This is a genomic window from Oscillibacter hominis (genome assembly GCF_014334055.1).
GTDB lineage: Bacteria > Bacillota > Clostridia > Oscillospirales > Oscillospiraceae > Oscillibacter > Oscillibacter hominis.
This window is the reverse complement of the sequence record NZ_CP060490.1, coordinates 421,419-435,552: the sequence shown is the minus strand read 5'-3', so window position 1 is coordinate 435,552 and position 14,134 is coordinate 421,419. Positions and strand designations below refer to the sequence as shown.

Annotated in this window: 21 protein-coding genes; all 21 read right to left on the bottom strand. The window is 52.3% G+C overall.

Annotated elements, in window-relative coordinates:
* Window positions 1-4 precede the first annotated feature (4 nt).
* Window positions 5-934: a type II secretion system F family protein gene (locus H8790_RS02230; RefSeq protein WP_087377539.1), complete on the bottom strand. Its 930-nt coding sequence runs from the start codon at window positions 932-934 to the stop codon at window positions 5-7.
* On the bottom strand, window positions 931-2,307 hold the full coding sequence (locus H8790_RS02225; protein WP_006354136.1) for a CpaF/VirB11 family protein: 1,377 nt from the start codon (window positions 2,305-2,307) through the stop codon (window positions 931-933). Before H8790_RS02225 ends, H8790_RS02230 begins: the two co-directional genes overlap by 4 nt.
* On the bottom strand, window positions 2,297-3,052 hold the full coding sequence (locus H8790_RS02220; RefSeq protein ID WP_025544398.1) for an AAA family ATPase: 756 nt from the start codon (window positions 3,050-3,052) through the stop codon (window positions 2,297-2,299). The genes H8790_RS02225 and H8790_RS02220 overlap by 11 nt, the downstream gene beginning before the upstream one ends.
* A complete protein-coding gene (gene cpaB / locus H8790_RS02215) occupies window positions 3,042-3,917 on the bottom strand; it encodes a Flp pilus assembly protein CpaB (RefSeq protein ID WP_118747066.1) in 876 nt (291 codons plus the stop codon). The genes H8790_RS02220 and cpaB overlap by 11 nt, the downstream gene beginning before the upstream one ends.
* Before the next feature lie 18 nt (window positions 3,918-3,935).
* The gene (locus H8790_RS02210) at window positions 3,936-4,382 is read right to left on the bottom strand and encodes a prepilin peptidase (RefSeq protein WP_006354133.1); all 447 of its coding nucleotides are present in this window, start codon (window positions 4,380-4,382) and stop codon (window positions 3,936-3,938) included.
* Window positions 4,379-4,714 carry a DUF3848 domain-containing protein gene (locus H8790_RS13815; protein WP_256404952.1) on the bottom strand — a complete coding sequence of 112 codons (336 nt, stop codon included), beginning with the start codon at window positions 4,712-4,714 and terminating at the stop codon, window positions 4,379-4,381. Before H8790_RS13815 ends, H8790_RS02210 begins: the two co-directional genes overlap by 4 nt.
* Entirely contained in the window at window positions 4,715-5,098 is a 384-nt protein-coding gene (locus H8790_RS13810; RefSeq protein ID WP_243208542.1) for a hypothetical protein, read from the bottom strand.
* Window positions 5,099-5,204: 106 nt separating this feature from the next.
* Window positions 5,205-6,662, bottom strand: a complete 1,458-nt coding sequence (dcm, locus tag H8790_RS02200; RefSeq protein ID WP_118747064.1) for a DNA (cytosine-5-)-methyltransferase — start codon at window positions 6,660-6,662, stop codon at window positions 5,205-5,207.
* A gap of 8 nt (window positions 6,663-6,670) precedes the next feature.
* On the bottom strand, window positions 6,671-7,153 hold the full coding sequence (locus H8790_RS02195) for a DUF3849 domain-containing protein (RefSeq protein WP_025544401.1): 483 nt from the start codon (window positions 7,151-7,153) through the stop codon (window positions 6,671-6,673).
* The gene (locus tag H8790_RS02190; RefSeq protein ID WP_006354129.1) at window positions 7,153-7,476 is read right to left on the bottom strand and encodes a hypothetical protein; all 324 of its coding nucleotides are present in this window, start codon (window positions 7,474-7,476) and stop codon (window positions 7,153-7,155) included. Before H8790_RS02190 ends, H8790_RS02195 begins: the two co-directional genes overlap by 1 nt.
* A 12-nt stretch (window positions 7,477-7,488) precedes the next feature.
* Entirely contained in the window at window positions 7,489-7,698 is a 210-nt protein-coding gene (locus H8790_RS02185; protein ID WP_025544402.1) for a hypothetical protein, read from the bottom strand.
* Between the two features lie 11 nt (window positions 7,699-7,709).
* Window positions 7,710-8,546, bottom strand: a complete 837-nt coding sequence (locus H8790_RS02180; protein WP_025544403.1) for a conjugal transfer protein TrbL family protein — start codon at window positions 8,544-8,546, stop codon at window positions 7,710-7,712.
* 69 nt (window positions 8,547-8,615) lie between these two features.
* A complete protein-coding gene (locus H8790_RS02175; protein ID WP_055180693.1) occupies window positions 8,616-8,894 on the bottom strand; it encodes a SpoVG family protein in 279 nt (92 codons plus the stop codon).
* Window positions 8,895-8,954: 60 nt separating this feature from the next.
* A complete protein-coding gene (locus tag H8790_RS02170; protein ID WP_025544405.1) occupies window positions 8,955-9,218 on the bottom strand; it encodes a DUF6133 family protein in 264 nt (87 codons plus the stop codon).
* Between the two features lie 77 nt (window positions 9,219-9,295).
* A complete protein-coding gene (locus H8790_RS02165) occupies window positions 9,296-9,658 on the bottom strand; it encodes an Mbov_0395 family pilin-like conjugal transfer protein (protein ID WP_025544406.1) in 363 nt (120 codons plus the stop codon).
* 17 nt (window positions 9,659-9,675) lie between these two features.
* The gene (locus tag H8790_RS02160; RefSeq protein WP_118747063.1) at window positions 9,676-11,241 is read right to left on the bottom strand and encodes a VirD4-like conjugal transfer protein, CD1115 family; all 1,566 of its coding nucleotides are present in this window, start codon (window positions 11,239-11,241) and stop codon (window positions 9,676-9,678) included.
* Window positions 11,242-11,253: 12 nt separating this feature from the next.
* The gene (locus tag H8790_RS02155) at window positions 11,254-11,703 is read right to left on the bottom strand and encodes a TRAG family protein (RefSeq protein ID WP_118747062.1); all 450 of its coding nucleotides are present in this window, start codon (window positions 11,701-11,703) and stop codon (window positions 11,254-11,256) included.
* Window positions 11,700-12,749 carry a DUF7768 domain-containing protein gene (locus tag H8790_RS02150; RefSeq protein ID WP_256404400.1) on the bottom strand — a complete coding sequence of 350 codons (1,050 nt, stop codon included), beginning with the start codon at window positions 12,747-12,749 and terminating at the stop codon, window positions 11,700-11,702. Before H8790_RS02150 ends, H8790_RS02155 begins: the two co-directional genes overlap by 4 nt.
* Before the next feature lie 110 nt (window positions 12,750-12,859).
* A complete protein-coding gene (locus H8790_RS02145) occupies window positions 12,860-13,474 on the bottom strand; it encodes a hypothetical protein (RefSeq protein WP_118747060.1) in 615 nt (204 codons plus the stop codon).
* A 9-nt stretch (window positions 13,475-13,483) separates the two neighbouring features.
* Window positions 13,484-13,852: a hypothetical protein gene (locus H8790_RS02140; protein ID WP_006354119.1), complete on the bottom strand. Its 369-nt coding sequence runs from the start codon at window positions 13,850-13,852 to the stop codon at window positions 13,484-13,486.
* Window positions 13,845-14,129, bottom strand: a complete 285-nt coding sequence (locus H8790_RS02135; protein ID WP_117484268.1) for an aldo-keto reductase family protein — start codon at window positions 14,127-14,129, stop codon at window positions 13,845-13,847. Before H8790_RS02135 ends, H8790_RS02140 begins: the two co-directional genes overlap by 8 nt.
* Window positions 14,130-14,134 lie beyond the last annotated feature (5 nt).

The following is a 14,134-nucleotide window of genomic DNA, read 5'->3' as shown; positions in this document are numbered from 1 at the left end:
GGGATCAACGCTTGTATTCTACGGGCTTGGTGAGCCGGATCACCGCCGCAAACGAGATCAGCAGCACCAGCAGACACACCGCCAGAATCCCTTTGCCAAAGCCCGTATTTACAAGCACATCGTACCAGTCTTTATTCAGGAAGTATAACAATGGGATATTGCCAATGAGCAGGAACGCCATTGTGATAAATTCCTTGAAAGGCTCATAAAGCAGGTAGTCCAGTTCCGCCGCAACAATCCGCATATCCGAGAGTTTCCCGATGATCGGGGTGAGCGTGCTTTTCAGGCTCTTATCGTCCTGACAGGCGATAGCGGCATCCACCCATTCCCGAAACACATAGTTGTCCAGCTTGGGCTTCATGTTGGAGAGTGCCTGTTTCACATCGGCGCTTATCATATTGGTTTCGGCCAAGAAGCCCCGGAACACATCTGCCACAGGCGGGTTCAGGTAATGAATGTTTTCTTCCACAGCGGTTATCATGCTCTCGCTGCGCAGATAGGAACTTGTGATGATAGATAGTCCGGTTTCAATCTCGTTGTTCATCAGCTTTTTATAGCTGTGAGAGGTGAACAGGACATACCAGAACGGGAGCAAGCCCATCCCGGCCGCCAAAACCGGCAGCATAAAGTAGTTCTGAATCACAATACAGATCACAGCCCCCATTGCCGCCAGGAACAGAGAGAAAGCACAAATGGCGGCAAACTTCCCACCCTTTCCGGTGAGAATCAACATCTCCCGTGCTTCCAACACGGTTTTACGGATGCCCTTCGGCTCTTTGGGGTGGTTGACCTGCTGGATTCGCTTGGAAATCGGCTGTCGCCGCCCAGAAAGCGGCTTGGTCAGTTCCTCCGCAAATGTAAAGGGGGTCATGCCCAGAATCAAGAAGATGCCGGTCAGCATCCCGACAAAGGCCAGCAAAATCAATACAATCACGCAGTTTCCTCCTTTCCAGTATCCAGTTTTACACCGCCACCAGCGATACGCTCCAGCAGACGGGGCGGCATACCGTTTTCCAAAAGCCGCTTTTGCAGGCTGGCCGAGATCGTGGATACCTTTTGAAACTCGCCATGCACCTTTACCTTGCCATCTTGGATAGAGGTTTCCGACACATGATAGCGGTAGAGGGTGTGGAGCTGCCGGGTGCCGTCCTCCAGAATCTCACATTCAGTGATCTCCATGACGCGGCGGCTGTTGTCCTCCAGCTTCTTCACAAACAGAACGATAGGAAACGCTTCTGTCACCAGGTTATACAGGGTTTTATCGCCCATGTCGTATTTCTGGGTACACAGCGTCACCATACGGTAATAGGTTGCTTTGCAGCTATTGGCATGGGTGGTGGTGATAACTGCGTGGCCGGTGCGGGCCGCCTCCTGTGCGGCGAAAGCCTCGGCCGATTTCATCTCACCGACACACACAATGTCCGGGTTACAGGTCAGGGCAAACTCCAAAAGGCGCTCCTGATCGTAGTTCTGCTTGGGATCGTCAGAAAAACGGGTAACGGTATGGACTACATTGTTGATGACATTTCCTTCGGCGTCCTCTTTCACAAGGTCAAATTCGCGGCACCCATTTTCAATGGTGAAGATTCTCTTTTCGTTGGGAATGGTGGAGAGAATCCAGCTCATCAGCGTGGTTTTACCGCTGCCGGTGGAACCAGTCACACAGATGGACAAACCGAACCGGAGAACTTCGGCCAGAAAGTCCAGCATTTCGGCGGTGGCTGTCCCGTAGCCAATGAAATCATCACGGCTCAACTTCTTGGGATTCACGATACGAATGGATGCAGCCACACCTTTTTCTTTGTCCGTGAGCGGATTGCCCAGAACCGTGATACGGATTTTATTGGAGAGATGGCCCACCACACCCGGCTGACTGTTATCCAGAATCATGCCGGACTTATGAAGGAGTCTGCGGATTACATCAACAGCGTGCTGTGGGGTCTGGAACCGATCTTTGGTGGGAACCACACGCCCGTCCGCATAAGTGATTTTCACATCTTTCCACGAATTGATGTTAATTTCCTCCACATCATTTGCGAAAAGATAGGGCGTCAAGAAGGAGAACTCAGCCATTTCCGTATAGAGTTTGTCGATCAGTTCCTCATGGCTCATGCCCTCAACGCCCAGACTGTAATCGTTGAGATACTTTGCGATGTATGCGGTGATCTGCTGGTGCTGCTCCTCCGGGTTATCGGTAATTAGGGTCGAATACTTGCTGGCGAGATATTCCTGAATCTCCGCAAGCACTTCGGGAAATGTCCGCTTGTTTCTGCTGGTATTGAAGAACAGGTCAATATTACTTGCCATCTCCGAACACCTCCCCGGCAATAGCGGCAATGACCGGCTCATAGGTCTTGGCCTCTTTACCGGAAAGCGGTTCCAGCAGTTTCAGCGTCGCCGCCTGTTCCTCCAACGAAGGAAGATACGGCAGCCGGTATTTCACACCGCCAAAGGAGTTCTCGTATTCGCTGCCACCCTGATAAGGGCGCGTGTTGGACAGCACCTTGATGTGCTGTTCCGGTTTGAACTTTCTGTCGGCAACCAGCGACAGATAGGACGAGAAGTAGGAGATGGCCTTCAGGTCACAGCTGCACACCCGCAGCACATCATCCGCCACCTCCAGTGCGGTGGTCGCCAGCACATTGCCGGTCAAAAGGCTGGTGCAGTCCACAATCACATAGTCTGCGATGTGCCGCAGCAGAACCAGCATATCCACCGCCTTTTCCTTGCTGTACTCCGCATGGGTAAAGACATTTTCACCGGCCTTGTAGCCCAGAAAGCTGATATAGGGGTTTTTCTCACAGGGAACACAGGTCTTGAGAACCTGTTCCTGCGTCATTCCGGGAGCCGCCAGCAGTTCGCCTACGGACACATCCGGCAGTTTCTTCTCGCTGACCACAGCCGGAAGCGTGGGCGCCGTCACATCGGTAAACACCAGCACCACATTTTTCTTCCGCTTGGACAATTCCAGGGCCAGTTTGACCGCAGTTACGGTTTTCCCGCCCCCAGGGCTGCCCCACACGGCAAGCATCTGTTTCTGCTTATTCGCCATCGGTATTCTCAACCTCCTGTTCCTCTGCGGGTTCATTGCCGGCCGCATTATCACTGGTGTTGTCGGCCGCATTGTTATCATCGGATACCTCACCCTGTTCGCCATCCTGAGCTGCGGTATCTTCCTCCGGCTCCACAAAGAACTGATCCTGAGCTGCCAGGAACTTTTCGGCGTTCTCACGGGTTCCACGGTACACAAACGCCAGGTGCAGACTGTTGGATTCCTCCAAATGCGCAAGGAGTTGTGCCTGTTCGGTATTTACCAGCAGGGTAATGGTGGACGGGAGCGATTCTTCGGGATTTTCTTCCTCGTCATCCTGGGGCGCCTGATATTCCTTGTCGGCGCCGGAACTCTGTGTTGCGGCCAGGACCTCTACATACTTGAGTTCCGGGGGCTGGGTGGTTTCCCCTGTGTCCTTATCGGTTGCAAAGAGCATGATGATGTCACCAGCTTCCACCTTGCCGGAACCGCCTTTGGCAAAGGTGGGAATGGTAACGGAGATCGCCACTTTGGAACCGTCCAGCTTGGTCAGGTACTCGTACTGAGTCAGCGGTTCAGAAGAAAGCCAGCCGGTGTTTACATCTGTGTTTTTGCGAAGCTCTACATCGGTATATCGGCCTACTACCTCGTCAAGTGATGTGGCAATGGCGTCAGACATACCGGACGCGCCTCTGGTGTAGACCTCAACCATATCCGCCGTGATATAGGTGCCACGGGGAATCACCTCGGCTTTCACCCGTACCGCTTCGGTCTGGGCCTTCAAACCCGCATTGAAAAGGGGCGTGATGCCAAAGCAAACCAGGACGGCCAGCAGGATACAAACCGCACCGATAATCGTCCGGTTTCTGAAAATATTCTTGTTCAAGTTGATACCTCCATTTGTTCAGATTACAGCGGCCGCAGCCGCCAGCCAATAAGCAGTTACGCCGCCAATGCAGAAGAATGGGGCAAGTGGCAGCCGGATGGAAGAAAAGTCCTGTCTGCGTACTCCAAACAGCATCACTCCTGTAAGCACGGCCAGGATCAGAGATAAAATGCTGTGCAGCAAACCAGGCCACACTCCCAGAACAAAGCCACAAGCCCCCATCAGCTTAATGTCCCCACCGCCAATGGCAAGGGTTTTCCCATGTGTCAGTAATGCAGCCAACAGGTACGGACCTCCCGTAACAAGAAGCCCCGCCACAGAAGCGGCGGGGCGCAGCTCTATCAAGCCACAAACTAAAATCATGGCCGGAATCAGATTGGGAATCTCTCGTTCTTTCATATCCCATAGCGCAGCACAAGCCAACAGCAGGCCAAATACCACGCCTTTTACAATCAGAGGATTCATGGCTCCATATCACCGACCCACTCCAGATCCGGGTTGTCCAGTATCTCGCTATGCAAATCATAGAAATACCGCAGTTCCGCAGGCGGCTCACCATTGACGTCAAACTCATGGTGGCGAAGTTCATTTAACCGTTTTCCCGCTGCTTGCTTTGCCGTGCTTTGGATTCTGTCTATATCCAGATAGGAGTAATCAACTCCCATCCATTCCGTGTAGAGAGCCGCCAAAGGCTGCGGATAAGACAACAGAGCGTCCGTTTCCCACTCGTCCAACCCTTCCTCCAGATGGCAGAGGAAATCTTCTTTGATGATCTTCTCGTAGGCGTGGTCAAGAATTTATTTAGGCGGCAGGGCGGCGAGTTCTTCCATACGGGCATCAAACTCGGCTTTGGCCCGTTCATAGAGCAGATCGCCCCGATACTCGGCGCCTTTGTCCTGAAGGAAGTAGTACACCACTTCGCTGATATTGTTCGGATTCATGCAGAGATCCGGGACGGGGGTATTACGGAATAACCATGCCGATTCCAATACATTTTCCATCGCAAGCAGCATATCCCGCTGAATATCGCACAGCGGTATATTTTCCAGCTCTTCTCGGATTGCGAGCATGGTCTGAAGCTGCTCAAAATACGGATCACCGGAAGAAAGTTCCTCCGGCGGTCGGGCAAAGCGATGGATTTCCATTTCCAGCTTTTCTTTTAATGCGTCAGTTTCCAGCATGAATCACCTCCATCACATGATTTGTCGATAGAATACGGCGATGGCGGTCATTGCGACCGCCATGCCGATAAAAATGGGCCACGGGTTCCAATTTTTCTGAAACATCTTATTCTCCACATTCCAATGCCTTCTGTGCGGCAAGGATTTGTTTCCCAATGGCGTAGATTACAGGAACCGTCACGGAATTACCGGCTTGCCGGTATAGCTGATTGTCGCTATTAACTGCCCGTGCCTTATCAAACATCTCGTCCGTAAAGCCTTGCAGTCGCCAGCACTCACGGGGCGTCAACCTGCGGATCAGGCCGCACCCGGCAAAAGCTGTGCCTTGATTACAAGAGGTTTCCAGCGTCGTGGCAAGGTCTTTGCCGACCCGTCCGCGCCGCGTCTTGCTCTCCGGGAAAGAAAGGTTGATACTGTCGCCGCAGCGGGCAATATCATATCCTTTCTTTGTCGCTTCTCGAATCTGCATCCCGTAGGGACACTCATCGCAGTCTTGAAATAGCACTCCATGCCGATCCTGCGCCGTAATGGTGAAAGACGGCTCCCCGCAGTTCTTGATTCTCCGTCCGTTTTGCCGTTTTTCTTCCCGATCTGGGGTCACGACAGCACGGCAACCATAGAACACCCCGGAACTGCCGCCCCAATTACTGATGGTGCGGTTATAGGCGGAGAGGATGCAACGGGCTTCTCTGGTGAGTTTCGCCTTCCCGGTGCAAATGTCCACAAAGGACAGAACCGCATCCTTGTCCATCCCTGCGGGAGAGATCAGAACACCGGAATTGTCCCCGCCACGGTTGGTAATGCCGCTGTTATACTTGGCCTTGATGCAGCGGGCGTGATCGGTCAGCTTAGGATTACCATTGCAAAGGTCAACGAAATACAGGCCGGTCTTTCCTCCCCAGCCACCAGACTGCGCAGCCATTGTTACGCTGATGCCTGCCGGGTCATAGACGCGCTGCCCCTGCATACCACCTATGAGTTGGATAAGAGCTTTGCCACTGCCTGCGGGGACAGGAAATATTTTGGGTCCGCGTCCGGCTCCAGGATGTCGGCAAGCGACAATGAACACTCGCTCTCGATTTTGAGGGGGGCCGAAATACTTTGTATTGAGCAGTCCGTATTCGATATGGTAGCCGAGTGAGGCCAGCGTATCGAGAACGGTCGCAAAGTCCCATCCTCCATGAATGGATAGGAGATTCTTAACATTTTCAAGGACAATCCATGTGGGTCGATTTTCAGGACTTTGGCCTTTGACGAGTTGAGCAAGTGTAAAAAAGAGTCCACTTCTTGCTCCGTCAAGCCCTCGCTGGCGGCCAGCGACCGAAATATCCTGACACGGGAATCCTCCTGCCCACAGGTCTGCTCTGGGGAGATCTGCGGGGGCGACTTTTGTGATGTCGGCTGCATACCATTCATCCTCCTTTACATCGTGAATGGCTCTGTAACTGCGGTCGGCATACTTATCAATCTCACAATGCCCCACACAGCGCATCCCGCATAGCTCAAAGCCCTTGCGGAAACCGCCGATGCCTGCGAAGAAATCCAGAAATGTCATCTGCTCCATCGGCAGCCTCACAGTTCTGCCGTCATATCCTCGTCAAGCTCATCCTGCTCGATTTCATTCATGTGGTTGGTTTCTTCCTGTTCGTCCTCAAGCTCCATCAGCTTCACAAAGACGGCGTTAACAACGCACGGATCAATCTCCGTGACATATCGGGTGGTCGGGTCTACCTGATGTGCCTCCCTCGGCTCTCTTGTGTCAGGGAAGTCCGTTTTGCCCGCTCGGTCAAGCACGGCCTGATCGAACCGTGCGTCCCAATCGGAAAACTGGATAGTACGGGACAGCACATACATCGCCCGTTCTGTTCCATAACAGCGCACCAATTCTTCGATAAAGGCGTCCAGTTCACGGGTATTGAAGGCAGTCATGGCCTTATCCTGAATGAAGTTGCGGCAGGACATATTGATGTTGTAGCTGTCACACCAGAGAGCCGCTTCATCCTTTCGGGCGGCTTCCTCCAGCGAGGGGTAGTAGACCGGAATGGTTGCGTACATTATTCAAGCCCCCATTCATCCCCGTAACGATACGGGTAGATTTTCTGTCCGCGTAAAAAGCGAATCAGGTTTTGCACCTGATCTACCACGGACAAATTGCTCTGGTCTTTGGTAGTCATCATCACAGAGCCAAAGATACCGGCCAGGGCCAGGATAACGGTGGTTGTCACATTCCCGGTAAAGAGCCAGGCCAGCGCCGCTATGCCGCCCATCACCAGGGACCCCACAATGGATTGAAAAAGCTGTTTTTTCCCAAAGCCAGTAAACAGTTCGGCCTCCGGCTTCACGCCCAGAGGGATGTAGAGTTTCAAATCTTCGTCCATTTGCACCTCCTGTCAGGAATAGTAGTACAGAATCAGATCTTTGATTTGCCAGATGGATTCTGCGATGATGTAGAAGATCACTGTGTTACGGGCGCGCTTTTTATACTGCGCCGCCTGTTCCTCGGCTGCGGTCAAGCGCACCAAGCAGTAGACGAAACGGGCTACCGCACCAACGCGCACAAGCAGGATGATGGCATTTGAAATATCGTCCATTGTCACCATCAGCCATCACCTCACTTTCCCATGCCCTTGACCATCTGCACCAGCCGTACAGAATGGTATGCGTTGTTGACAATGGCGCCGCCGCCACCGCCACCGGTCGTAATGAGGAAGTCCTGAAGGAACTTCGGTGTCCGCACCGCAAGAATCATACAGGCCACGCCCCAGAAAATGTGCATATTCATCATCAGGCCAACCCCCAATTTCGCAAGTGAAACCTGAATTACCACAGAGAGCGCAGACTGGAAGAACTTACTCATGTAGGGCTTGAACACGCCTTTGTCATTGTCAATCAGACCTACGCAGGCCAACGGAATACCTACTCGCAAAATCAGGATTTCAAGCCCGCGCATCAGGAATTGGAAATATAGGATGAAATAGACGATGACAAATACCAAGCCAAAGATGGCTGTCACAAGCCCCATTGATGAAATGCCGGATACCCAGCCCGCCCAATCGTAAGCGGTGGCAAGGCCGATGGCCTCCAGCATTTTATTGCTCATTTCTTCTACAATCGTGGCAAGCCAGTCATACATGGTGGGAAAGCAGATTGCCACAGCCATAGCCTTGAAAAAGTTTGTGAGAATGGCAATAGGCTCCTCGTCGGCGTCCCCGTCTGACCACAGAACATAGGTTTCAAAGCCTTTTTTCAGGAACTTCAGCACAATCAGGGATACGCCAAAGCCGAATACAATGTCGAACAAGGACTGAAACAAATCGACCCCGGCCAAGGTGGACATATACTGCTCTGCGTACAGGGTAAGAGGGATAATCCCTTCCATCAGCCCATCAATATAGGCGATTGCTCCATTCAGCAGGGCCACGATCAGCAGCACTAAGATATATTCCAATCAGCAACCACCTCCTTTCTGGGGGCGGCGCTCGGCCGCCCCCGATAGGGATTGGAATATGGCGGACGATCAGGACACGGCAGCTTCTTCGTTCTGTACGGCGGCCTCATACGCTTCCAGTACAGCGGCGGAGAGCTTTGCCCGCAGTTCCTTCGTCATGGGGAAGCAATGCTCCACCCACTCGCCCTTGACATTCCGGCGGCTGGGCAGGGACACAAACAGCCCCTTTTCGCCCTCGACGACCCGCACATTCTTCACCAGAAAGCAGTCATCCAGGACCACGCTGCACACCGCCCGCAGCTTGTCAGGACCGGTAAAAGTCTTTTTGATTTCCGCTTTGAACTCCATTGAAAAACCTCCTGTCAAAAATTAGGGCGGGGCCGATGGCCCCGCCGCTGCTTGTTCCGATCAGCCGCCGTAGTTGAACATATCCTTGATGCGCTGGGTGATGGTGGGCAGCACGGTGTCGTCCACGATCAGGTACAGACCGGCCAGGATCAGGGCGCCCAGGACAATGGAGATCAGCACAGTAATCGCCACATCCAGCGTACCCTGACCGGTGCGGTCGGTCAGCGCCTCCGCCGTGCGGTCAGCCAGCTCACGGGCCTTCTGCTTGGCAGTCCAGATAGAAGTCATAGCCTTAACCTGAGTGTTGCGGATGAAGTTAGCCATAGTTTTTTCCTCCTGTTAATAAAATGATTTATTTAGTAAGGCGCGGAAATCGCCTGTACTACGGAATGTATCCCGGCTTACTGGTAGTAGCCGAGAATCAGGTTCAGGGTGGCGGAACCGAGTACGGCGCCAATGCAGGACACCACCGCCACCACAATGCGGTTGTTCCACTTTTTCTGATCCATCTCGTCAGCCATGCCGCGCCGGATGCAGAAATAGATGATAAGCAGACCGGCTACCACCGGCGCCAGCACCATCAGCCAGGTTGTCACATCACCGACCAGTTTCTCGGTTCCCTTGACAATCTGACTGTCCTGCACACCAGCGGCATAAGCCGGTGCGGACATAAAAAAAGAGGCGGTAAGTGTGGCAATACCAACACCCACCGCCCGGACAGTCTGTTTCAGCCTGCCCGCCGTCTGGTTGATTTTCTCTTTCATTCAAAACCTCCTATGAGTTAATCATCATCAAGGCCACCGCCCATAGCGCCCTTTTGCTGCGAAAGGCGGCGCATGATGTCCTTCTGGTAGTAAATCCAGATGTTCCACAATGCGATTTCTTGCTTCGTGTCGGTGATGATTGGCCGTTTCTGTTCCCGTTCTTCCCGCAGCCTGCGGTTATGCTCCATATCTCCCAACCCCAACATCTTGTTGAACATCCACTGAGAAAGGTCGGGTGCATACATCATAGCGGGGTGGTCGCGGCTGGTGATGATTTGATGGGGACGCTTGACGCGCCGGACCTCATCCGTATTGAGCAACTTTCTCTCGGTCAGGCTGACGCTCTGGGAGTTAGACGGGGTTGTGTATTTTCCGTTGCTGGCCGAAAGCTGGTAACTGGATGTGGTATAGCTGCCGAGTTTATCGGACATCTCCCGTAGCGTTTCCGGGTCATCGCTTTGCAGGTACGCCCAAACCTGACAGTTGCCCTTGATCGTGTTGGCGATGTTGTCGCTGTACTTTTCTTTCAGTTGGTCAAAGCCCTGCACAAACAGGGCATATCGCATCCCACGGCCAGCCGCCACGGTCAGTTTGTTTGTCATGTCGCTGATGGGAGTAAAGTTGCCATACTCGTCAAGGATGAAGTTGACACGGCGTTCCAAACGCCCGCCGCGCCTGTCTGCCGCCTCTGCCAGAAGCTCATATTGCTGCGACACAATGAGAGAAGCAATGGGATAAAAGGTGGTTTTCTCGTCGGGCAGGATTACAAACAACGCTTGCTTTTTACTGCCCATATCTGCAAGGGTAAAATCGCTGGTATGAGTAATAGCATAGATGGACTTCGAGGTGAACAGCCGCAGGGTGGTCAGGGCAGAGGTGTAGAAGCTGCCTCTGGTACGGGACGGCGCCACATCAGAAATAGACAGAAGCGCCCGTGCCGGGTGGGACGGAGAGAGTTTCTTGACATACTCCAACAGCGGCATCTTATTTCCGATGGTACGGCACATTTCCGAAATGAACCAATACACATTGGTCATGTTCTGAAATTCCGGCCGTTTTTGGTTGTCGCACACCACGCAAAGAATGGCAGCCGCTATGATGGAACATTCACCGTTCGTCCAAATCTTTTCGCCCTCCGGCTTACCAACCAGATTGTTCGTCAAGTCCCAGGCCAGCATTTCTGCACGGTCGGTGTCTCCCTCACTGATGGCGTCAATGATGGGCTGGAGCAGATTGTAGCGCATACTCTTTTCGGGGTTCTTGAAGTCCAGCACCAAAACCTCATAACCCAACTTTTTCAGGAAATCAGCGGTGTAGTGGAACAATTCGGCTTTGGGGTCGGAGCAGAAGATGGATTCTCCGGCGAGTCCCAAAAGACAGATACTTTCCAGAACCAGACATCTTGATTTACCGGAACGAGTGGCGCCAACGCAGAGCAGGTGGCAGTCATCACCGACAAAATAGATTTTTTCTTTATCACCCTCCTTTCGCATACCTACCACCACGCCGCCTTTTTTCAGCGGAGTATCCGCTCCCAAAGGTTTCTGCTTGGGAATACCTTTGGGGTGAAGGTTCAACTTCAATTTATCGCCTCCTTATTTTTCTTTGAGAAAATCCAAACCATCGTATCCGGTATCTAAGAGCTGCCGGATCGTTGGGTTGTGCGGGTCAAGAATATAGCTGTCAAATGCTTTGTCTTTCTCGGAATCGGTCATCCACCGGGCTGAACCATGCTGGTATTGGCCCACGGCTCTGGGTGTCTGAATTTCCGGGGTGATCGTGTCCAGGTCTGATTCATACGGCCTCATGTTGGTCAGGAAGAACATAACCGCCAACACGCTTACAAACCCTTGCAGACACAGATACAACATCATGTGCTGGCGGTTGGAAAACAGGCTGACAAGGCAGTCCCCGATGGGGAGAAGTGAAAGCCGGGTGATCTCTCTTGTCAGCAGACCGTGAACCGCTGTTGAGAAAAACAGGTTGAGAATCGCGCCGGAAACGAAGATCAGCGCACAAACCATCAATTTAGGCTTTGTTTTCATAATTCCATATCATCCTCAACAGCAAAATCATCCAGAAACGCTTCATTGTCTTGATCCTCGGTCAGCTTGATTGCCTGCGGCTCCGTTTCGCCCATCTGCATGGGAACCAGGACCGGCAATAGATGCTTTTGCAAAAAGTCCTGATCCGCGCAGCGGTCAATGAATGTCCCGAAGGTGTTCAAAAACGGGGTATCCAACGGAGTACAAATCATCAGGTCGCCGCGCTCTTTCCCCATCTTCACAATAAAAGATGCAAGATTGACCGGATCGTGGTCCAGGCAGAACGCTTCATGCAGACCGCCCTCCGCAGGGGCATACCCGATTAGAAAAGGATAGCCGCAAGCAGTATGGTTTTGCTTGGCTGCGCTGATAAGTTCAGGAGTGACAAACTTGGTGAGTTCTTCGGCAGCCTCATTCCTGACCGGCTTATCCAGAAGCCATTCTTTCAAACTTTCCGGTTTGACGATGCCACAGAAGTCATGTCGTTCCCAATGAATGTATTTGCCGGTCAACAGGCTTTCTGCATACACAGCCTGACCTCTGGCTCCATAAATACATCCAAAACCGTTACGGGCATACCAGATGGAGTCGTCGGCAGTCATGTCCTTGCCCTTGCTGCTCACCCCAGGTTTGAGAACCAGAAATTGATTTTCGTAGTTGTACTGGCTACTATCGGGGATGCAGTCATTGATGTCCAGAGGGCGATCCGACTGGCGGATCATTTTCTGATTCTTCACCATATCATCGGATACATAGAGAATCGGGAGTTGCAGAAAAGTAGCCAGGCCAATTTCGTCCTTCATTCCCTGAGAGATGGTGTCGCCCATAACCCAGAGTTCATCGCAGCGTTCCAGCAGTTCGTGACCCATTCGCAGACCCTGTTCCCGCTGCTCCGGCACTGCGTCATTCAGATATTGCGTGAAAATCGTGTGCGGCGCCAAGGGAATCACGCCGCAGGATGCCGCATAAGCACAGTAGTCCTTTGCCTTTTCCTTGTTCTTTTCCATATCTCCCCGCAGAGGGGAAGAAATATAGACCAGCCTCAAAATAACACCTACCTTTCTAAATTAAGCCCATCCACCCAACAGATGGACGGTGCAAAAGTCGATGAAAACTGCCCACCGGCCACGGAACATAGCCCGCAAACCTCTGAGTTTCAAATTTCCAGATCTTCCTCGTCCTCTAAATCACAGGCGCTTTCCACATCGGAACCGTAATCTGTGAACGGCAAAATGTGTTCTGTGCCGTTCTCGACATTTTCCTCGGATTCATACAGCCCCATATCGGCAAATTCATTGTCGGAAACAAGAGTTCCGTCAATGGTACGGAACATCAGCGGCATATAGTTACTGTCCTCGTAATACAGAAACTCATTGGTCGCATACGCCAGTTTTGCAATATCGCCGCCGTGAAAAATGAAGTACGGAATCGTTCGTTCCCCGCTGATAGCCGGATATTTTTTGAGTTCATCGAAAAACTCTTGAAGCTCTGGACAAACATAATGAACGGTCAGCTTGCCGGTTTCATTGCGGGAAATACGTCCGATCACATCTTTCAACGCATGATCGGCAGTCAGTTGATAGCCAGCCCAGGCAACGGCTGTAATTTGGAACGGCGAAACAGCGCCGTCCGTTTCCTTATAAACCTGCGTGTTATCAAAGTCGTACCGGAGCCATTGACACTCCATATCATCATCCGCCTCTTGGCGCGGCGAAATGTCTGCTTCGATGATGAAGTGACTTCCTTCCAGGTCGAAATCCAGGATTTTCATTGTAAACTCCTATCTTTCCAAGTCCAGCCCGTCCAGCTCATAGTCTGAAACAGGAGGTTCAAAGGCCGTATCATAGGCCACATCATCAAGCTGCCGGATTGCGTCCAGACGGGCCGCTGCCTGCGGATCAGTAACAAGTTCCTGTTCCAGCAGGGCGTCCGCAACGATGGCGTTGGAAACCGGATCGGTAAAACAAAGGTTCTCACCGTCCTGTGCCGCCTGTTCCATCACAGATTCCGGCAGGATTTCTTCGGCAAGGGCCTTCGGCACTTCCAGCCCACGTTTCTTTGTGCCGACGATCTCGTAAATGCCCACGGCGATCTCCCCGCAGGTGATGATGTTTCCCCAAATATCAGGATTCGGGCGTCCATCACGCATACTTTGTCCCTCCATCTTCCTCATAAGGCATATAGGCTATGACGGTGAGGTAATCCGTACCAAGGCGCCGCAAAAGAGCATCCTGATGTTCCATGACCTGATCGACGATATGCTCCGGGCAGTATTTCATCAGGTCAGCTACATATTGCCCCACATCCAAGCCAATAGGATGCGCCATGTATTCTTCGTCCGTCATGCCCTCAAGCTGCTGGTTCAGCCCGTATTTATACATCAGGAAACGGGCGATAGCGATGGTCTGATTTCTCTTGCTGCTCATTCTTG